The sequence below is a fragment of the Euzebya sp. genome (assembly GCF_964222135.1).
Taxonomy (GTDB): Bacteria; Actinomycetota; Nitriliruptoria; order Euzebyales; family Euzebyaceae; genus Euzebya.
In genome coordinates, this window is the sequence record NZ_CAXQBR010000107.1 from 61,427 (window position 1) to 79,463 (window position 18,037).

19 protein-coding genes and 1 pseudogene are annotated in these 18,037 nt (G+C 75.0%); 13 read left to right on the plus strand and 7 right to left on the minus strand.

Annotated elements, in window-relative coordinates; genetic code table 11:
* The first annotated feature begins 32 nt into the window (after positions 1 to 32).
* Positions 33 to 1,259 (plus strand): acetoin utilization protein AcuC, encoded by a 1,227-nt coding sequence (locus ACEQ2X_RS23620; RefSeq protein ID WP_370328343.1) that lies wholly within the window; start codon positions 33 to 35, stop codon positions 1,257 to 1,259.
* Positions 1,260 to 1,263: 4 nt separating this feature from the next.
* On the opposite strand, the gene ACEQ2X_RS23625 is transcribed toward ACEQ2X_RS23620, so the two are convergent.
* Genes ACEQ2X_RS23625 through ACEQ2X_RS23635 form a run of 3 tightly spaced genes read right to left on the minus strand, consistent with a single transcriptional unit; the run spans position 1,264 to position 2,897 of the window.
* Positions 1,264 to 2,217, minus strand: coding sequence for a zinc-binding alcohol dehydrogenase family protein (locus ACEQ2X_RS23625; protein ID WP_370328344.1), 954 nt, complete (start codon positions 2,215 to 2,217; stop codon positions 1,264 to 1,266).
* 24 nt (positions 2,218 to 2,241) lie between these two features.
* On the minus strand, positions 2,242 to 2,598 hold the full coding sequence (locus ACEQ2X_RS23630; protein ID WP_370328345.1) for an ArsR/SmtB family transcription factor: 357 nt from the start codon (positions 2,596 to 2,598) through the stop codon (positions 2,242 to 2,244).
* Between the two features lie 5 nt (positions 2,599 to 2,603).
* The gene (locus ACEQ2X_RS23635; protein WP_370328346.1) at positions 2,604 to 2,897 is read right to left on the minus strand and encodes an SRPBCC domain-containing protein; all 294 of its coding nucleotides are present in this window, start codon (positions 2,895 to 2,897) and stop codon (positions 2,604 to 2,606) included.
* Between ACEQ2X_RS23635 and ACEQ2X_RS23640 the strand changes: the two genes are divergently transcribed.
* From ACEQ2X_RS23640 to xseB, 5 genes are all read left to right on the plus strand, one after another.
* Positions 2,865 to 3,323, plus strand: coding sequence for an ATP-dependent Clp protease proteolytic subunit (locus tag ACEQ2X_RS23640; RefSeq protein WP_370328347.1), 459 nt, complete (start codon positions 2,865 to 2,867; stop codon positions 3,321 to 3,323). The genes ACEQ2X_RS23635 and ACEQ2X_RS23640 overlap by 33 nt on opposite strands.
* A gap of 96 nt (positions 3,324 to 3,419) precedes the next feature.
* On the plus strand, positions 3,420 to 4,484 hold the full coding sequence (locus ACEQ2X_RS23645; protein ID WP_370328348.1) for an NAD-dependent epimerase/dehydratase family protein: 1,065 nt from the start codon (positions 3,420 to 3,422) through the stop codon (positions 4,482 to 4,484).
* Positions 4,481 to 5,554, plus strand: coding sequence for a lysophospholipid acyltransferase family protein (locus ACEQ2X_RS23650; protein WP_370328349.1), 1,074 nt, complete (start codon positions 4,481 to 4,483; stop codon positions 5,552 to 5,554). The genes ACEQ2X_RS23645 and ACEQ2X_RS23650 overlap by 4 nt, the downstream gene beginning before the upstream one ends.
* A 10-nt stretch (positions 5,555 to 5,564) precedes the next feature.
* Positions 5,565 to 6,884: an exodeoxyribonuclease VII large subunit gene (xseA, locus tag ACEQ2X_RS23655; RefSeq protein WP_370328350.1), complete on the plus strand. Its 1,320-nt coding sequence runs from the start codon at positions 5,565 to 5,567 to the stop codon at positions 6,882 to 6,884.
* Positions 6,853 to 7,095 (plus strand): exodeoxyribonuclease VII small subunit, encoded by a 243-nt coding sequence (gene xseB, locus ACEQ2X_RS23660; RefSeq protein WP_370328351.1) that lies wholly within the window; start codon positions 6,853 to 6,855, stop codon positions 7,093 to 7,095. The genes xseA and xseB overlap by 32 nt, the downstream gene beginning before the upstream one ends.
* A gap of 17 nt (positions 7,096 to 7,112) precedes the next feature.
* On the opposite strand, the gene ACEQ2X_RS23665 is transcribed toward xseB, so the two are convergent.
* The gene (locus ACEQ2X_RS23665; RefSeq protein WP_370328352.1) at positions 7,113 to 8,414 is read right to left on the minus strand and encodes a DUF5667 domain-containing protein; all 1,302 of its coding nucleotides are present in this window, start codon (positions 8,412 to 8,414) and stop codon (positions 7,113 to 7,115) included.
* Positions 8,415 to 8,623: 209 nt separating this feature from the next.
* On the opposite strand from ACEQ2X_RS23665, the gene ACEQ2X_RS23670 reads away from it, so the two are divergent.
* Positions 8,624 to 10,279 (plus strand): FAD-binding oxidoreductase, encoded by a 1,656-nt coding sequence (locus ACEQ2X_RS23670; RefSeq protein ID WP_370328353.1) that lies wholly within the window; start codon positions 8,624 to 8,626, stop codon positions 10,277 to 10,279.
* Here the strand turns inward: ACEQ2X_RS23670 and ACEQ2X_RS23675 are convergent.
* Positions 10,266 to 11,072, minus strand: coding sequence for a sugar phosphate isomerase/epimerase family protein (locus tag ACEQ2X_RS23675; RefSeq protein WP_370328354.1), 807 nt, complete (start codon positions 11,070 to 11,072; stop codon positions 10,266 to 10,268). The two genes, ACEQ2X_RS23670 and ACEQ2X_RS23675, sit on opposite strands and share 14 nt — an antisense overlap.
* Positions 11,073 to 11,151: 79 nt before the next feature.
* Here ACEQ2X_RS23675 and ACEQ2X_RS23680 point away from each other — a divergent pair, with 79 nt between their 5' ends.
* The 5 genes from ACEQ2X_RS23680 to ACEQ2X_RS23700 all read left to right on the plus strand — a co-directional run bounded on the left by ACEQ2X_RS23680 (position 11,152) and on the right by ACEQ2X_RS23700 (position 15,008).
* The gene (locus tag ACEQ2X_RS23680) at positions 11,152 to 12,702 is read left to right on the plus strand and encodes an AMP-binding protein (protein ID WP_370328355.1); all 1,551 of its coding nucleotides are present in this window, start codon (positions 11,152 to 11,154) and stop codon (positions 12,700 to 12,702) included.
* A 61-nt stretch (positions 12,703 to 12,763) separates the two neighbouring features.
* Positions 12,764 to 13,435, plus strand: a complete 672-nt coding sequence (locus ACEQ2X_RS23685) for a hypothetical protein (protein ID WP_370328356.1) — start codon at positions 12,764 to 12,766, stop codon at positions 13,433 to 13,435.
* Complete coding sequence (locus ACEQ2X_RS23690; protein ID WP_370328357.1) at positions 13,432 to 13,662, plus strand: glutaredoxin family protein; 231 nt, start codon at positions 13,432 to 13,434, stop codon at positions 13,660 to 13,662. Before ACEQ2X_RS23685 ends, ACEQ2X_RS23690 begins: the two co-directional genes overlap by 4 nt.
* A gap of 53 nt (positions 13,663 to 13,715) precedes the next feature.
* On the plus strand, positions 13,716 to 14,399 hold the full coding sequence (locus ACEQ2X_RS23695) for a redox-sensing transcriptional repressor Rex (RefSeq protein ID WP_370328358.1): 684 nt from the start codon (positions 13,716 to 13,718) through the stop codon (positions 14,397 to 14,399).
* Positions 14,400 to 14,402: 3 nt separating this feature from the next.
* Positions 14,403 to 15,008, plus strand: coding sequence for a bifunctional precorrin-2 dehydrogenase/sirohydrochlorin ferrochelatase (locus ACEQ2X_RS23700; RefSeq protein WP_370328359.1), 606 nt, complete (start codon positions 14,403 to 14,405; stop codon positions 15,006 to 15,008).
* 2 nt (positions 15,009 to 15,010) lie between these two features.
* On the opposite strand, the gene ACEQ2X_RS23705 is transcribed toward ACEQ2X_RS23700, so the two are convergent.
* Both ACEQ2X_RS23705 and ACEQ2X_RS23710 read right to left on the minus strand, forming a co-directional pair.
* The gene (locus ACEQ2X_RS23705; protein WP_370328360.1) at positions 15,011 to 15,679 is read right to left on the minus strand and encodes a response regulator transcription factor; all 669 of its coding nucleotides are present in this window, start codon (positions 15,677 to 15,679) and stop codon (positions 15,011 to 15,013) included.
* On the minus strand, positions 15,676 to 17,121 hold the full coding sequence (locus tag ACEQ2X_RS23710; protein WP_370328361.1) for an ATP-binding protein: 1,446 nt from the start codon (positions 17,119 to 17,121) through the stop codon (positions 15,676 to 15,678). The genes ACEQ2X_RS23705 and ACEQ2X_RS23710 overlap by 4 nt, the downstream gene beginning before the upstream one ends.
* A 109-nt stretch (positions 17,122 to 17,230) precedes the next feature.
* Between ACEQ2X_RS23710 and ACEQ2X_RS23715 the strand changes: the two are divergent.
* Positions 17,231 to 18,037 (plus strand): annotated as a pseudogene (locus ACEQ2X_RS23715) (hypothetical protein); the annotation flags it as partial.

Consider the following 18,037-nt stretch of genomic DNA (forward strand, 5'->3'; position numbering starts at 1 on the left):
GCCACCCCACCTCCCGTCTATCGTGGACCGCCATGGTGAACCGCTCAGGCACGCCGGACGGGGCCGGACCCGACGACGGGGGGACGGGTGGCGGCCACGGCGTGACCGCCCTGATCTGGGACGACCAGGACCTCCGCTACGACTTCGGGCCCGACCACCCGCTGAAGCCGATCCGCGTGGAGCTCACCGTCGACCTGATACGCGCCTGCGGACTGGACCGGGGGCCGGGGGTGCTGACCCTCCCGCGCGATCCCTTCGACGTCGACGACCTGCTCGACCTGCACACCGCCCCCTACGTCGACGCGGTCATGCGGATGTCCGCCGACCCCGACCCGCGCGGCGACCTGCGGTTCGGCCTCGGCCCGGGCGACACCCCGGTCTTCGCCGGCATGCACGAGGCCTCGATGGAGGTGTGCGGCGCGTCCGTCGCGGCGGCGAGGGCCGTCTGGGAGGGCACCGCGACCCACGCCTTCAACCCCGCCGGCGGCCTGCACCACGCCATGCCCGACCGCGCCGCCGGCTTCTGCGTCTACGACGACCCCGCGGCGGCGATCCGCTGGCTGCTGGCCAACGGCGCCCAGCGGGTGGCCTACGTCGACGTGGACACCCACCACGGCGACGGCGTGCAGACCTTCTTCTACGACGACCCGCGGGTCCTGACGATCTCCCTCCACGAGTCGGGGCGCACCCTCTTCCCGGGCACCGGGTTCACCGACGAGATCGGGCACGGCGACGCACGCGGCTCCGCCCTCAACGTCCCCCTCCCGATGGCGACCATCGGCAGCGTCTACCTCGAGGCCTTCGAGCAGGTCGTCCCGCCGGCGCTCGACGCGTTCAAGCCGGACGTGCTCGTGACCCAGCTGGGCTGCGACACCCACATGACCGACCCGCTCGCCCACCTCGCGCTGACCACCGACGACTACCTCGCCCTCGCCACGCGCCTGCACGCCCTCGCCCACACCCACACCGGGGGGCGCTGGGTGGCGATGGGCGGCGGCGGCTACCAGATCGCGACCGTCGTGCCCCGCGCCTGGACGATCTACTTCGCGGAGCTGACCGGGCAGGAGGTGCCCTTCGAGGTGCCGTTCGACTTCCTCCGCCGGGTGGAGGAGGCGACGGGCCAGACGAGCCCGCGGGAGTTCCTCGAGGGCCCCGCCCGGGTGTCACCCGAGCGCGAGCAGATGATCCGCGCGCAGACGACCCGGGCGGTCGAGGACCTCAAGCGGGCGGCGTTCGACCACCTCGAGCGGTTGACCTGACGACTCAGGCCCGGACGTCGAGGGTGACCTTGCCGGTCGTGCGCCGGTCGCGCATGTCCTGGTGCGCCTGCGGGGCGTCGCCGAGGGCGTAGGACGGCCCCACGACCGGCTGCAGGTCGCCGGCGGCGACCATGTCGAACAGCTCGCCGAGCGGCGCGGCGATCATGCCGCGCGGGTCGGCGTAGCAGTGGATCAACCAGAACCCCGCCACGGTGCGGCTGCGGGACATCAACCCGGCCAGGTCCACGGGGGAGGGAGGGGTCCGGCTCGCCATCCCGAAGAACGCCAGCCGGCCGAAGGGCGCCAGGGCGGCGAGGCTCTGGTCGGTGACGGTCCCGCCGGTCATCTCGAGCACCACGTCCACCTTGCGGCCGTCGTTGGCGGCCTCGACGTCGGCCTTCAGGGTCGCCGACGCCGGGTCGATCGCGACGTCGGCGCCGAGGTCGATGGCGAGCTGGCGCTTCTCCTCGGTCGACGCCGACGCGATGATCCGCCCGGCACCCCACCTGCGGGCGAGCTGGACCGCCAGGCTGCCGACTCCGCCGGCCGCGGCGTGGACCAGCACCGACTCCCCCTCGGCCATGTGGGTGGACGTCCGCAGCAGGTGCCACGCGGTCAGCCCCTGGACCAGCAGCGCGAGGGCCTGGGCGTCGGTGACGTCGTCCGGCACGTCCACGAGCTGGTCGGCGGCGAGCGCGATCCGCTCGGCGTACCCGCCGGTGCCCGTCAGGGCCACCACGCGGCGGCCGTCGACGGTGCCGGCCACCTCGGTGCCCGGGACCAGGGGCAGGGTCTGGGCGGAGAGGTAGGAGTTCTCGGCCTGGTGGGTGTCGGCGTAGTTCACCCCCGCGAGCGTCACGTCGACCACCACCTGTCCGTCGGTCGGGGTGGGGTCGGGCAGGTCGGTGAGCTGGAGCACCTCGGGGCCGCCGAAGGTCTCGATCCGGATCGCGCGCATGGACGCCAACCTAGATGACCCGGGTCAGGTCGGAGTCGTCCCGTCCGGCGCGTCATCGGCGACCGCCGCCGCCAGCGCGTCCAGCCGTCGCGTCCACGCCGCGCGGGTCCGCGTGAGCCAGGCAGCTGCCGCGTCCAGCTGGCGCTCGTCGAGGGCGTAGCGGACCGCACGGCCCTCCCGCCGTGAGGTCACGAGCGCCGCCTCGGCCAGCACCCCCAGGTGCTTCGCGACGGCCTGGCGGGTGATGTCGAGCGGGGCGGCGAGCTCGGTGGCCGTCGCCGGCCCGCGGGCGAGCATCAGGGCGACCAGGGCCAGCCGGCTCTGGTCCCCGAGGGCCGCGAAGACCCGGTGCGGCGGCACCTCGCCGGGGGGGTGCGACACCGGCGTCAGACGAGGGACAGGTGGAACGGCGCGCGCTCGACGACCTCGACCGCGGTGACGGTCCCCTCGGCCCGGAGGGTGATCTCGACCTCGCTGCGGTCGTCCGGCCGCCCCGCCGGCCACCACTCGAGGGCGAGCCGCCGGTCCGCCTCCACGGCGACGACCCGCGCGTCCCGGGGTCGGTCGGTCCCGACCGGGGCGCGCAGCCGGACGCGGTCGCCCGCCCCCGGCTCGGCGGGGACCCCGAGCCACGAGGTGCCGACGACGTGGCCAACCTGGTCATCGGCCAGATGCTGCACCTCGCCGCGAAGGGCCCGAGCGACGACATCCGGCTGTACGTGAACTCACCCGGCGGCTCGGTCACGGCTGGCCTGGCGATCTACGACACGATGCAGAAGATCGCGCCCGACGTGCAGACGGTCTGCCTCGGCCAGGCCGCCTCCTTCGCCGCCCTGCTCGTCGCCGCCGGCGCGCCCGGCAAGCGGATGGTGCTGCCGAACGCGCGCATCCTGCTCCACCAGCCGCACGTCCAGGGCATCGGCGGCCAGACCACGGACGTCGAGATCCAGGCCAGGGAGATGGGGCGCGCCCGCCGTCGCATCGAGGAGCTGTTCGCCCACCACACCGGGCAGACCGTCGAGCAGATCCACACCGACCTCGAGCGCGACTTCATCCTCGACGCCGAGGAGGCCGTCACCTACGGCTGCGTGGACGAGGTGCTCTGACCGATCAGCCGACCCGGGCTTCCCCCCGGGTGCTACCGGCCGGTAACCTCGTCAGCTCAGGGACGTGACCACGATGCTGCGGGGTGACCGACGAGCGTGAGCGACCAGGGGCGAGGGGAGACCGGGCACGGGCGGCGGGTGCTGATCACCGGCATCGCCGGCACGCTCGCCGGTCGTCTCGCGCTCCGGCTGGAGGCCGACGAGCGCGTCGAGTACGTGGGCGGCGTCGACCTGACCCAGCCCTCCCACGAGCTGCGCCGCACCGAGTTCGTCCGGGCGGACCTCCGCAACCCGCTGGTCGCGAAGGTCATCGAGTCCACGCGGGTCGACACGATCATCCACATGGCGATCACCGCGGAGCCGGGTGCGGTCGGCGGCCGCAGCCGCATGAAGGAGCTCAACGTCATCGGGACGATGCAGCTGCTCGGCGCGGCCCAGAAGGCCCACCGGGTGCGCACCCTGGTCCTGCGGTCCACGACGGCGGTCTACGGGTCGCACTACCGGGACCCCGCGCTGTTCCGCGAGGACGCCGCCCCCCGCCGGCTGCCGCGCAGCGGCTACACCCAGGACATCACCGAGGTGGAGGCGTACGCGCGGGGGTTCGGTCGCCGCCGGCCCGACGTGGACCTGACGATCCTCCGGTTCGCGAACTTCATCGGCCCGGAGATCGAGACGGCGCTCACCCGGTACCTGTCGCTCCCGGTCATCCCGACGGTCTTCGGCTACGACCCACGGCTGCAGCTGGTCCACACCGACGACGCCCTCGAGGTGCTCTACGCCGCTGCGATGGGCAGCCACCCGGGCATCTTCAACGTGGCCGGGCCGGGCATCGTCTACCTGTCGCAGGCGGCGCGGATGGCGGGGCGGCCGACCCTCCCCCTCCCCGCGCAGCTCGGCGGGCTCCTGTCGGGCATCCTGCGGACCGCCAGCGGCGTGGACTTCACCGCCGAGCAGCTCCCCCTCCTGCAGTTCGGGCGGGTGGGCGACATCAGCCGGATGCGCGCGGAGTTCGGCATCGAGCCGACCTACTCCACCCGCGAGGCGCTGCGGCAGTTCATCGACGCGGGCAGGATCAGCCCCGTCGTCGCACCGGAGACGCTCGTCGCCCTCGAGCGCCGCCTCGGCGACGCCGCCATCGACGTGCTGGGGAGGGTGTCATGAGCGATCACCGCCACGCGGAGGTCATCAGCCTCGACGACCGCCGCCGCGGCATCTCCGCCGCCGAGGCCGAGCTGCGCGAGCGCTGCCGCGAACCGCGCGCCGACGGCAGCCCCTGCCGGCTGTACCTCGACGCCAACGGCATGTGCCGGGTCTGCCAGCCCGAGCGGAGCGAGCCGACCCCGCCGACGCCGCTCGCACCGGAGCTCCCGACCTTCGACGACGCGGCCCTCGACGACCTCGAGCGGGCCGTCAGGGGGGTGCTCGCCTTCGTCCGCCGGCGGCTGACCGGCGACTTCGTCGTCGACGACTACGGCTTCGACCGAGAGCTGACCGAGCAGGTCATCCACCCCCTCAGCCGCCCGCTCTACCAGCGCTGGTGGCGGGTGCGGACCGTCGGGATCGGCCACGTGCCCGACGAGGGGGGCGCCCTGCTGGTGGCCAACCACGCCGGCGCGATCCCCTTCGACGCGGTGATGACCAAGCTGGCGGTCTACGACGAGCACCCCGCCCACCGCCACGTCCGCGAGCTCGCCGCCGACCTCGCGCTCCGCGTGCCGGTCATCGGCCCCCTCGCACGCAAGACCGGGAACACGCTCGCGCACACCGACGACGCGGTGAGCCTGCTGACCGGCGGCGAGCTGGTCGGCGTCTGGCCCGAGGGGTTCAAGGGCATCGGCAAGCCGTACCGGGACCGCTACAAGCTGCAGCGCTTCGGGCGGGGCGGCTTCGTCGAGGTCGCCATCCGCGCCGGCGTCCCGATCGTCCCCGTCGCCACGATCGGCTCGGAGGAGATCTACCCGATCGTCGCCAACCTCAAGCCGCTCGCCCGGCTGCTCGGCTTCCCGTACTTCCCGATCACCTGGCAGTTCCCGCTGCTCGGCCCGCTCGGCATCATCCCGCTGCCGTCGAAGTGGGTCATCGAGTTCGGGGAGCCGATCCACACCGAGCACCTCGGCCCGGACGCGGCGGACGACCCGATGCTGGTCTTCGAGATCACCGACCGGGTCCGCGACACGATCCAGCAGATGATCTACCGGAACCTGATGGGCCGGCGGTCGATCTTCTTCTGACCGGCACCACGTGAGCGAGCGGACCTGGACCGTCGCCGAGATCGGCGCGCGGATCGCGCACGTCGTCACCGAGCGGATGGCGGCGTCGTTCTGGGTGCGCGGAGAGGTCGCGGACGTCAGCCGCACCTCCCGCGGGAGCGCGTTCCTGTCGCTGGTGGAGACCGACGCGGCCGGTCGCGTCGTCGCCCGGCTGCCGGTGACCCTCAGCCCGGGCAAGGCCCGCCTCGTCGACCGTCGCATGGCGCGGGTCGGCCAGCCGCTGGTGGAGGGCATCGAGGTGCGCATCCGCGGCCACCTGGACTACTACGCCCCCGCGGGTCGCCTGACGTTGTCCCTCGACGACGTCGACCCCGCCCACACCGCCGGGGCGATGGCGCTGGCCCGACGGGCGCTGCTCGACGCCCTCCGCGCCGAGGGGCTGCTGAGCGCCAACGCCGCCCGGCCGCTGCCGCGCCTGCCCCTGCGCCTCGGCCTGGTGACCCGGGGCGGCAGCCAGGCGTTCCACGACCTGACCGACGAGCTCGCCCGCTCCGGCCTGCCGTTCCGGGTCACGCTCGTGTCCTCGACGGTCCAGGGCGTCCACGCCCCGGCCGAGCTGACCGCGGCGGTCACCCGGCTGTGCCGGCGCACCGACCTCGACCTGGTGCTGGTGACCCGCGGGGGAGGGGCGGAGGTCGAGCTCGCGACCTTCGACCACCCCGACGTGGCCCGCGCCGTCGCCGGCGCCGCGCTGCAGGTGTGGACCGGCATCGGCCACCACCTCGACGAGCCGGTCACCGAACGGGTCGCGGCACGGGCGTTCAAGACGCCGACCGCGTTGGCCCAGGGGGTCGTGGAGGCGGTGCTCGACGCCGTCGGGACGACCGCGCAGCGGGGGCAGGACATCACCCGGTCGGCCAGCGCGCACCGGGGCCGGGCGCGCGGCCGGCTCGCCCCCGCCGGACGCCGGACCCAGTCCGCCCGGCTGGTGCTGCGGGCGGCGAGCGGCCGGCTCGACGGCGCCGCGCACCGCCTCGGCGCCGCCGGTCAGCGCTGCGTCGACGCCCACCACGCCCGCCTGGACGTCACCGCGGGCCGGGTGCGGACCGGGGCTCGGGCGACGACCGCTCGCGCGTCCTCCCGGCTGGCGGTGACCGCGGGGCTGATCGACGCCTACGACCCGGCCCGCCTGCTCGCCCGCGGGTGGTCGGTCACCGCGACGGCGGACGGCGATCTGGTCACCGGGCCCGTCCCCGCCGGCACGCGGCTGCGCACCACGACGAAGGGCGGCACCATCACCTCGGAGGTGATCGACGACGATGGCGAAGACGACTCGACCGGCGGCGGGTGAACCCGGACCGGACGAACCCGAGAGCTACGCGGCAGCGGAAGCCGAGCTGCAGCAGATCCTGACCGCACTCGAGTCGGAGTCGGTGGACGTCGACGAGCTCAGCGGGCACGTCGAGCGGGCCAAGGTCCTGATCACGTGGTGCCGGGAGCAGGTCGCCCGCGCGGAGGTGACGATCACCGAGCTCCTCGACGACGAGGACGAGGCCGGCTGACGCCGGCACGCCGCGCCCTACCTCCCGCCGAGCGCGTCGCCCGCCGACGCCTCCAGAGGTAGCGCATCCGCGGGCTGGGCCTCCCCGGACGGGGCCTCTCCCGCGAGGGCGTCGAGGGCGTCCACGAGTGGCTCGACGACGACAGCCCCCGCACCCCCCACCGCCGTGCGGACCGCCTCGGCGGCCTCGCCCTCGGGATCGAGCGCGCTGCCGAGCTCGGTGGGCAGCGGGACCGCCCCGTCGAGCGCCGGCGGCTCCGGCGCCGTGGGGGCGTCGGGCGGTGCGTGTGGCGCGTCTGGACTGGCCTCGGAACCGCTCGGCGCGGGATCAGCCTCGCCGGACTCGGGCACATCCGCGGGTGCCGGCTCGGGCGGGGAGGCACCGCCGACGTCAGCGCCCGGCCCGCTCGGCGCGACGGATCGGGCCGGAGGCGTCGTCGCCGCACCGCCCGCGCCACCGCTGCGCGGCACGTCGGCCCCCATCGCGGCTGGCGCGCTGTCGGGCAGGTCCAGCGGGACGCCGGGGAGGCCGCTGCAGGGGTCGCACGCCGGCACGAGGGCGGCCAGCCGATCGACGATCTCCGCGATCTCCCGGCGGAGCTGCTCGACGGCGGCGGCCGCCCGCCCGCTCGCGAGCGGGAGGAGGTCCAGTTGGCGCGTCACCCGGCTCGTCCAGCGCCGCAGCGGCTCGAGGTCGGCGGGGTCGGCGGTGCGGGCGAAGGTGGTGAAGATCTCCTCGGCCCCCTCGTCGGCCAGCTCCGCGGCGCGGTCCAGCGCGACCGCGGCCCGCTCCGCAGCCACCGCCTGGTCCGCGCCGCCGCCTGACGGGTCGACGGCCAGGACCCGCACGGCCTCTTCGATCCGTCCGGCGGCCTGGCCGAGGAGCTGGGCCCCGCGCGCGACGCCACTCGGCTCGAGCGCGGTCGTCGCCTCCTCGACCACCAGCTTGAGCGGGTAGAGCGGCTGGCCGGGGAGCGCGAGGTCCGTGGCGATCGCCAGCGCGCCGCCGGACATCAGGGCCAGCACCAGCCCGGAGACGGCGGTGGTGCGGCCGGCCCGGACCAGGCCGCGCCAGACGTCGAGTGCACGACGGGTACCGCCCGCGGACCGGTGACCCGCTGCTCGTCGTGCGCGGGCCGCCGCGACGAGATCGGCGCGCACGGCTTGGCGGCGCGGGGGGTCCATCCGCTCCGGAGTCGGCGCGAGGGACTCGACCCGACGCGCGAGCACGGCCAGCCGACCGACCTCGTCGGTCAGGTCCTCGGGACCGACGGCCCGGCCCTCGATCAGCCGGTCCAGCCGTGTGGCTTCGCGCACCATCACCACTCCCAACGCGGGAGCGGGCGGCGCGTGACGCCTCAGCCGGTGGCGGTGCTCAACTGGATCACGAGCGCGGCGATGATCGCGATCATCAGCGCGGCGAGGGTGAGCATCGTCCCACGGCGCACAGCGGTCACTCCTCGGTCACGGATGGGTCACGGATCGACTCGGCCAGCGGTCACCTGGCATCCCCTACAGTGCCCGAGCAGATGCCCGCTGCACCAGACGGGGGACGACGCGCCGCCACCGGGTGGGGGCTCGTCGACCACGCCCCCGACGCCGAGGAGGTCGCCGGCACCCGCGAGCTGCTGGCCGGCCGGTTCGGCGAGGACGCGCTGTGGACGTCTCCGCCACCGCCGCCTGCCCCCACGCCCACCCCCCGGATCCGCATCCCCGACGCGCTCGCGGACGTGGTCTCCGCCGACGCCGCCGTCCGCCGGTTGCACGCGGTCGGCCGCTCGTTCGCCGACACCGTGGCGCTGCGGGAGACCGGCGTCGCGCGCACGCCCGACCTGGTCGCCCGCCCCGGCGACGAAGCCGCCGCCGCGGCGGTGCTCGACTGGTGCCACGACGAGGGCCTGGCCTGCATCCCCTTCGGCGGCGGCACGTCGGTCGTGGGTGGCGTGACCCCTCCCGCAGGGGACGCCCCGGTCGTCACCCTCCAGCTCCGCGGGCTGGACCGCGTGACCGACGTCGACCCCGTGAGCGGTGCGGCGCTGGTCCAGGCCGGCGCGTCCGGGCCGCGGCTCGAGTCCCAGCTCCGACCCCACGGCCTGACGATGCGGTTCTTCCCCCAGTCGTTCGAGCTGTCGACGCTCGGCGGCTGGATCGCGACGCGGGCAGCCGGGCACTACGCCACCGGTCCGGTCCACGTCGACGACCTCGTCGAGTCGGTCACCGCCATCACCCCGGCGGGTCGCTGGGCCTCCCGACGGCTGCCCGGGTCCGGGGCGGGACCCAGCCCCGACCGGCTGCTCATCGGCTCCGAGGGGATCCTCGGCGTGGTCACCGAGGCGTGGGTCAGGGTGCAGGAGCGTCCCGCCGCCAAGATGTCGGCCGCGATCCGCTTCGCCGACTTCGACGACGCGGTCCGCGCGCTCGCGCCGCGGGTCCGCACCGGGCTGCAGCCGAGCAACTGCCGGGTCCTCGACCCGGTCGAGGCGCTCCTCGCCGGGGCCGGTGACGGGCGCACGTCCGTGCTGGTGCTGGGCGCGGAGTCCCCGCCGATCGCCGGCGCGGACGTCCAGGCGCTGGTGGAGGGGCGGATGGCCGCCATGACCGCGCTGCTGGCCGACCTCGGCGGGGAACCCGCCGCTGCGAACCGCCCCGCCCCGGACCGCACCGCCCCGGGCGGCGCCGACGCCGACGCTGACGCCGACCAGGCCTGGCGACGCTCGTTCCTGCGCGCCCCGTACCTGCGCGACGTGATGGTCGACGCGGGGATGGTGGTCGAGACGTTCGAGACCGCGATGACGCACGACCGCCTCGTCGGGTTCATCGCCGACGTCCGCGCCGCCACGCAGGCCGCCGTGGCGGAGGTGTGCGGCGACGGGATCGTCACCTGCCGGATCACCCACGCCTACCCCGACGGCGCCGCCCCGTACCTGACGGTGATCGCCCCGGGGCGTCCGGCGGCCCGGGCGGCGCAGTGGGGTGAGATCAAGGCCGCGGCGGCCGAGGCGATCATGGCCGCCGGCGGGACGATCACCCACCACCACGCCGTGGGCCGCGACCACCGGCCGTGGTACGACGCGCAGCGACCCGAGCCGTTCGCGGCGGCGCTGTCCGCGGCCAAGGCCGCCGTCGACCCGCGCGGCTGCCTGAACCCCGGCGTGCTGGTCGGGCCGGCGGTCAGGCGGACGTGAGGTGCCCGGCGAGGGCGTTCTCGGCCTTGACGCGCTCGCGGGCCAGGAACTGCACCAGCGAGTCGCGGGTCTCGAGGTAGGCGCGGCAGTCGAGCTCGAGGGTGATCGTGCCGGTCCAGCCCGACGCGCCGACCTCCGCGAGGAACGGGCCGAGGGGCAGCGTCCCGCTGCCGATCGGGGCGTGGGAGTCCTTGCCGTTCCCGAAGTTGTCGGCCACGTGGAGGTGGACGATCTTGTGCGACAGGGCCCGCCACATGTCGAACAGGTCGATCCCGGCGACCGCGCAGTGGCTGGTGTCCATCACCAGGTGGTCGTAGGCGTCCATCTCCTCGATCGTGATGACGCTCGAGAACGCGCGGCCGCCGACGGGGTACAGGTTCTCCATCCCGAAGATCACCCCGGTCTCGGCCGCCACCGCAGGCAGCTCCTCCGCCAGCCAGCGGCGCGCCCGCCACTCCCACCGGAACGGCGCGTGGGCGACCATCACCTGCGCGCCGACCTCGGCGGCCAGCTCCATCGACGAGGTCGCCTTCGACGCGAACGACGTGCCGAACACGTTGCGCAGCAGCAGCAGGAAGGGGCCGTGGACCGCCGGCACGGACAGGCCCGCCTGGGACGCCGCGGTCAGGATCCGCTCGGGGTCCTGGGTGTCGGCGTTCTGGCCGACCATCACCTCGACGCCGGAGAAGCCCGCATCGGCGATCGACTCCATGACGTAGTCGAGCGACGTCATGAACAGCGGTCCCGTCGCGGCGAGCACCGTCGGGCCTGCGGGGCTGGCGGCAGATGCCATGGCCCGGCCAGCGTATCCACGGCAGGTGTCCGATACGCTCGTCCGGGCCACGCGCAGATCGCCGTGTGGTGACGAGCGGATGGACACTCGGAGGCCGACCGACCAGATGGACCTGTCCCGCACCCTCACCCGCAGCGCCGAGGCCTCCGGCGACCGCGTCGCCGTGCGGGCCGGCGAGCAGTCGGTCACCTACCGGGCCCTCGACGCCCGGGTGGACGCCGCGGCGTGGGTGCTGCAGCAGGCGGGGGTCGAGGCCGGCGACCGGGTCGCCGTCGTGCTCGGCAACCGCATCACGTTCGTGGTGGCCTACCACGCCGCGCTGCGCATCGGGGCGGTGGCGGTGCCGCTCGGCACCCCCCAGACCGCACCCGAGGTGGCCCACCAGCTGACCGACTGCCGCGCCCGCGCGATCGTGGTCGGTCGGGCGTACACGTCGACGATCGAGTCGCTGCGGGGCACCCTGCCGGCGCTCGAGGCGGTGTTCGTCGCCGACTCCACCCAACGGGACCCGGGGCCGGGCATGACGTCCTGGGCGGCGGCGGTCCAGGACGCCGAGGGTCGCCGACCCGATCCGGTCGAGGTGGGCGCCGACGACCTGGCGCTGCTGGCCTACACCAGCGGGACGACCGGGGCGCCGAAGGGCGCGATGCTGACCCACGGCCAGCTGCTCGCCAACCAGCGCCAGCTGCAGGCGAGCGGCGGGGGCGTGGACGCCGACGACGTGGTCCTGTGCCCGCTCCCGCTGTTCCACATCTACGCCCTCAACGTGGCGATGGGGCCGACCCTGTCGCAGGGCGCGACGCTCGAGCTCGTCGAGCGGTTCGAGCCGACCACGACCCTCGACCTGATCGCCGCCCGCGGGGTGACGGTCGTCGTGGGTGCGCCGCCCATGTACGTCGCGTGGTTGAACACCCCGGGCGCCGACCAGATCGACCTGTCGTCGGTCCGGCTGGCGACCTCCGGGGCCGCGGCGCTGCCACCGCGGGTCCTGCGGCGCTGCCGCGAGGAGCTGGACCTCGACGTGCGGGAGGGCTACGGCCTGGTGGAGGCCGGACCGGTCGTCACGTCGAGCGCCGCGCTGCCCGAGGCCGTGCCCGGCAGCGTCGGCGTGCCCCTCGACGGCGTCGAGGTGCGCATCGCCGAGGGGGCGAGCGGACTCGACGAGGTGGAGCCGGGGGAGCCCGGGAGGGTGCTGGTCCGCGGCGAGAACGTGTTCAGCGGCTACTGGGAGCACCCGGACGCGACCGCCGAGGCGCTCGTCGACGGGTGGCTCGAGACCGGTGACGTCGGGTACCTCGACGGTGACCGGCTGGTCCTGGTCGACCGCCTGAAGGACCTGATCATCGTGAGCGGCTTCAACGTCTACCCCGTCGAGGTGGAGGCCGCGCTGATGAGCCACCCGGCCGTCGACGCCGCTGCCGTGATCGGGGTCCCGCACCCCTACACCGGCGAGGCGGTCAAGGCGTTCGTGGTGGCCACCCCGGGGTCGGAGGTCACCGCCGACGAGCTGATCGCCCACACCGGCACCCAGGTGGCTCGGTTCAAGCGGCCCGAGTCGATCGAGTTCGTCGAGGAGCTGCCGACGCTGCCGACCGGAAAGGTCCGGCGGCGCCTCCTGCGGTCCGCCTGACCCCCGCGGCACACCCGGGATCTGACCCGGACGACGCCGACCGGTACCCTGCCGGTCGAGCATGAACCCGATCTTCCCGGTCCTCGCCGTCGCCATCGCGTGGGCCTTCGCAGCCCAGCTCGGACGCCAGTGGCTGGACCGCCGCCGCGATCACGCCCTGGCCTGGGCGATCTCCCTCGCGCTCTTCGGCGTCGGCCACGTCGCGGTCCTGATCGGCATCACGGCGGGGTGGAGCGCCCCGACCTTCGGCGTCTACTGGCTGGCCGGCGCCCTCCTGAACGTGCCGATGCTCGCGATCGGCCAGCTCCACCTCCTGGACCGTCGCCGCTCGGTGCTCTACTGGACCCTCGCGGGCTTGGCCGTGGCGTGGAACGTCGTGTTCACGGTGACCGCCTCGTACGACCAGTCGGTGCTGGCCGCGACCAGCGGCGTTCCGGCCGGCGCGGAGGTGCTGGGCGACTCGACGGCCTACGCGCTGCTGCGGCCGATGACGTACACGTTCGCGATCGTGGTGCTCGGATCCGCCTGGTCGGCGTTCAAGATGCGCCGCTGGGCGTTGCTGCTGATCGCGGTGGGGACCAGCGTCGCGGCCGCCGGGTCGAGCGTCATCGGCTCGGACGTCGACTACCTCTTCCCCGTGATGTCCGCGGCGGGGGTCGGGTTGATGTACCTCGGGTTCCGCACCGTGACCGCACCCGCGCGCCAGCCGGAGCGGAGCCCCGTCACCGCGTGAGCACGATCACCGTCTACTCCCGGCGCGGCTGCCACCTGTGCGAGGAGGCCGAGGCCGTCGTCGCCCGCGTCGCCGGTGACGGCCACGTCGTCGAGGTCGTCGACATCGACACCGACCCGGCGCTCGTCGACGCCTACACCGTCCGCGTCCCCGTGGTCGCGGTGGACGGGCGCGAGGTCGCCGAGTTCGTCGTCGACGAGACCACCCTCCGCCTGGCCCTGGACTAGGTCCGCGGGCCGGCGATTCCCGGCTCGCACGCCGTCGGCGATACAGTCGCCGTGTGAGGTCACGGCAGATCCCCGAGGCGTCCGTCGCCCGCCTCCCCGTCTACCTGCGGGGCCTGGTCGACATCGCCGAATCCGGGACCACCACCGTGTCGTCTGAGGAGCTGGCCCGGGCGTCGGGGGTCAACTCGGCGAAGATCCGCAAGGACCTGTCCTACCTCGGGTCCTACGGCACCCGGGGCGTCGGCTACGACGTCGACTACCTGATCACCCAGATCTCCCGCGAGCTCGGGTTGACCCAGGACTGGGCCACGATCCTGGTGGGCGCGGGGAACCTCGGCCGGGCCCTCGCGAACTACGGCGGGTTCGCCGACCGCGGCTTCCGGATCGCCGCCATCGTCGACGCGGCCGAGTCCAAGCACGGCCTGGCGGTCGCGGGCCTCGAGGTCCAGCCGATGGACGAGGTCGAGCAGATCATCAAGGCCGAGGACATCGCCATCGCGATCCTCGCGATCCCGGGCGGCGTCGCCCAGGACGTGACCGACCGGCTCGTCGGCGCGGGCATCACCTCGATCCTGAACTTCGCGCCCGCGGTCATCCAGGTGCCCCCGGGCATCTCCCTCCGCAAGGTCGACCTGTCGATCGAGCTGCAGATCCTCGCCTACTACGAGCAGCGCCGGCAGGTGTCCGCCCACGTGCGCGCAGGGGTCACCCCCCACGTCCTCGACGACTCCCGCTGACCCGTGCGGGTGCCGCTCCTGCTCGAGGTGGCCGACCAGCCGGTGCTGTGCGTCGGCGCCGGCCCGGTGGCCGCCGCGAAGGCGCGGCCGCTGCTCGACGCGGGCGCGCACCTGACCGTCGTCGCACCGGACGTCCACCCGGACCTCGCCGACGCGCACGTCGTGCACCGCCGCGCCTACGCCACCGCCGACCTCGCCGACCCCGCACCCCGCCTGGTGGTCGCGGCGACCGGCGTGCCCGAGGTGGACGGCCGCGTCGGCGCGGACGCGGCGGCACGGGGCATCTGGTGCCTGCGCGCGGACGGGCGGGGGGACGTCGCCACGCCGGCCACGATCCGCCGGGGCGACGCGCTGATCGCCCTGGCCACCGGCGCGCCGGCGCTGACCCGGCGGCTGCGCGAGCACCTCGATCCGCTGGTCGACGACCGCTGGGGGGAGGCGTCGACGACCCTGTCGCGGGTGCGCGCCGACGCGGACGTCCGCGCCGCGCTGGCGGCGGTGCCCCCCGCGGAGCGCCGGGAGCGGTGGCGCCGCGCGGTGACGGCGGTCGTGGAGGCCGACGGGGGCGCGGGGGAGGCGGCGGCGATCCTCCGCGGCGCGGAGGTCTGAGGTCAGGGCTCGTCGGTGAACCGGTAGCCCATGCCGCGGACGGTCTCGATGACGTCCGCGGCGAGCTTGCGCCGCAGGTAGCCGACGTACACGTCGACGACGTTCGATGCGGGGTCGTGGTCGTAGCCCCAGATGCGGTTGAGGATCTGCTCGCGGCTGAGGACCTGGCCCGCGTGGCGCATGAACAGCTCGAGGAGCGCGATCTCGCGGGCCGTGAGCTCCACCTCCCGCTCGCCCAGGCGCACGCGGCGCGTCTGCAGGTCGAGCGAGACGCGGCCGCGGCGCAGGACCACCTCCGGTTCGCCCGCGCCGCCGCGGCGCAGGCGCAGGCGGATGCGGGCGACCAGCTCGTCGAACGCGAACGGCTTGGTCATGTAGTCGTCGGCGCCGGACTCGAGCGCGCCGACGGTGTCGCCGACGTCGTCGCGGGCGGTGAGGACCAGCACCGGCACGCCGTCGCCGACGCCGCGCAGCTCCTCCAGCACGGCGATGCCGTCGGTGTCCGGCAGCCCCAGGTCGAGGACCACCAGGTCGTGCCCGCCGCGCCGCAGGTGCGCCAGCGCGGTCTGCCCGTCGCCCACTGCCGTGGTCGCGAAGCCCTTCGCGCGCAGGCCCTTCTCGATGAACGCGGCGATGCGGGGCTCGTCCTCGACGATCAGGATGCGGTTCACGGCGTCTCCGGTCGGTCGGTGGTGCGGGGCAGGGCGATCGTGAACCGCGACCCCTCCCCCGGGCGGGAGTCCAGGTCGACGCGGCCGCCGTGCGCCACCGCGACGGCGCGGACGATCGCCAGGCCGAGGCCGCTGCCGTCGACGTCCGAGCGGCGAGCGCCACCGCGGTCGAATCGGTCGAAGATGCGCTCCTGGTCCGCAGCCGGGATCCCCGGCCCGTCGTCGGCGACCCACAGGCGGACCTCGTCGTCGTCGGCGTCTGACCCGATCGTCACCGCTGTGCCGGCGGGGCAGTGCGTCGCCGCGTTCTGGGCGAGCTGGACGGCGGCCTGGGTGAGGCGCTGCCGGTCGGCCACCGCCTCCACGTCGGCGACCGGGCCGTCCAGCCAGCGCACGTCGCCGGCGAGCGCCCGGGACTTCGCCTGCACCTCGCGGGTCAGCGTCGCGACGTCGACGGCGCCGAGCCGCAGGAAGTCCGGGCGGGCCGCCTTGGCGAGGAGGACCAGGTCCTCGACGATCCGCTGCATCCGGGCGACCTCGTCGAGCACGAGCTCGCGGACCGCCGGCCACTCCTCCGGCGTCGCGGCGGTGACCTCGAGGTGCCCGCGGATGATCGTCAGCGGCGTGCGGAGCTCGTGGCCCGTGTCGTCGAGGAACTGGCGCTGCTCGGCGAAGGCGTCCTCGAGGCGGTCGAGCATCCCGTTGACGACCCGGGTGAGCTGGGCGAGCTCGTCGTCGCCCTCCACGGGGATCCGCGACGACAGGTCCCGCTCGCTGATGTGCTGCGCGGTGTCGCTCAGCAGCCGGACGGGGCCGAGGACGCGCCCCGACAGCCCGATCGCCAGCGCCGTGCCGCTCAGCAGGGCCAGTCCGCCGACGAGCCACGCGGTCCCGGCGATGTCGTCGACCGCGCTGCGGGCGGCCTCGGCGAACACCCCGACGACGAACGTGCCGGCCCTGGCGCCGTCGGCGTCCCGCAGCGGCACGGCCACGTAGTCGAGCGGCCCCTCCGCCGTGTCGACCGCCGCGCGGGTGGTCGACGACGATGCCGTCCAGAGCTGCTGCAGACCGTCGTCGTGGGCCAGGGCCACGTGGCGGTCCTCACCGCTGGCGCGGACCAGACGGTCGCCGACGAAGCCGAACATCACCTCGTGCCGGAGCGGGATGTTGCGGTCGAAGAACACCTCGAGGACCCGTTCGGCGTCCCCGCCGAACGCGGCGCCGGTCTGCGGGTCGTTGCCGGCGGCGAGCGCCCGCAGCTCCTCGACCTCCTGGGCCATCTCCTGCTCGCTGCGCGCGTCGGTGCGCTCGAGCAGCACGGCCCTGATCGCGATGACGGTCGCCAGGACCGTCAGGGCGAGGATCGCGATGACCCAGACCAGCAGGCTGACCCGCAGGCTCGACATCGCGACCCTGATCCGCCGCGTGACGTCGGTGCGCATGGCGCCAGCCTCGCACCGCCGCGCCGGACCGCCGCGCGCGACGGCGCACATGAGAGGGTTCTCATCCACGGCTCACGGGGGGTTCATCGCCGCGCACGATGATGTCGGCATGCGCTCGGCCCTGCCCACGGACCCCGCTCTGCCGGCGATGGCCGACCTCCTCGACGCCGAGGCGGCCGCGGCGGTCGTCGCGGCGGCGCTCGACGGCGCGGGCGATGTCGAGTCGGTCCGGCCGACGCAGGTCCGCCACGAGCGCGGCCGGCGGATCGTGGTCCGCTACGCGGTGGAGGGGCGCTGGGTCGCGGGCTGGCCGCGCGTCCAGACCGTCGTCGCCGAGCACGGGCGGACGCCCCCGCCGCCGGGCACCGCGCTGGTCGGGGACGGGACGGTGCAGGTGGCGGTGTGGCGCTACCCGTTCGACCCGCACCTGCCGGGGCTCGCCGCCGCAGCGCACCCCGGCCCCGCGCGGGCCGTGCTCGCCGACCTCGGGATCGAGGCGGGACCGGTGGAGGTGCGCCCGCGGGCGTACCGCGCGTCTCGTCGTGCCGTGCTGCAGGTCCGCAGCACCGGTCCCGGCGCGGCCGACCTCTGCTACCTGAAGGTCGTCCGGCCGCACACCCTCGGCCGACTCGTCGCCGCGCACGCCGCGGTGGCCGCGGCCGCGCCCGCGCCGGCGGTCCTCGGGACCGCGGACCGCGACGGCGTCGCGGTGCTCGAGGTCCGCCACGGCGAGCCGCTGCGCACCCGGCTGCTGGGCAGCGGGGCGGCGCCCGATCCGGTGGCGCTGGTCGACCTCGGCGATCCGGCGGATCGTCGGCTCGCGGTCGGGCAGCAGCCCGGCCAGCACGCCGGCGTGCGGGGCGACGTGCGCGCGGCGGGGGGGCGGCAGCCCGGCGGGGTCGGCGGCGGCGCGCCG

What these genes read in the sequence shown, in the direction of transcription:
- ACEQ2X_RS23650 (WP_370328349.1), top strand. Translation starts at nt 4,481, where the DNA reads ATGAGCGATCACCGCCACGCGGAGGTCATCAGCCTCGACGACCGCCGC.
- ACEQ2X_RS23625 (WP_370328344.1), bottom strand. Translation starts at nt 2,217, where the DNA reads ATGCGCGCGATCCGGATCGAGACCTTCGGCGGCCCCGAGGTGCTCCAG.
- xseB (WP_370328351.1), top strand. Translation starts at nt 6,853, where the DNA reads ATGGCGAAGACGACTCGACCGGCGGCGGGTGAACCCGGACCGGACGAA.
- ACEQ2X_RS23620 (WP_370328343.1), top strand. Translation starts at nt 33, where the DNA reads ATGGTGAACCGCTCAGGCACGCCGGACGGGGCCGGACCCGACGACGGG.
- ACEQ2X_RS23675 (WP_370328354.1), bottom strand. Translation starts at nt 11,072, where the DNA reads ATGGCATCTGCCGCCAGCCCCGCAGGCCCGACGGTGCTCGCCGCGACG.
- ACEQ2X_RS23680 (WP_370328355.1), top strand. Translation starts at nt 11,152, where the DNA reads ATGGACACTCGGAGGCCGACCGACCAGATGGACCTGTCCCGCACCCTC.
- ACEQ2X_RS23710 (WP_370328361.1), bottom strand. Translation starts at nt 17,121, where the DNA reads ATGCGCACCGACGTCACGCGGCGGATCAGGGTCGCGATGTCGAGCCTG.
- ACEQ2X_RS23665 (WP_370328352.1), bottom strand. Translation starts at nt 8,414, where the DNA reads ATGGTGCGCGAAGCCACACGGCTGGACCGGCTGATCGAGGGCCGGGCC.
- ACEQ2X_RS23670 (WP_370328353.1), top strand. Translation starts at nt 8,624, where the DNA reads ATGCCCGCTGCACCAGACGGGGGACGACGCGCCGCCACCGGGTGGGGG.
- ACEQ2X_RS23685 (WP_370328356.1), top strand. Translation starts at nt 12,764, where the DNA reads ATGAACCCGATCTTCCCGGTCCTCGCCGTCGCCATCGCGTGGGCCTTC.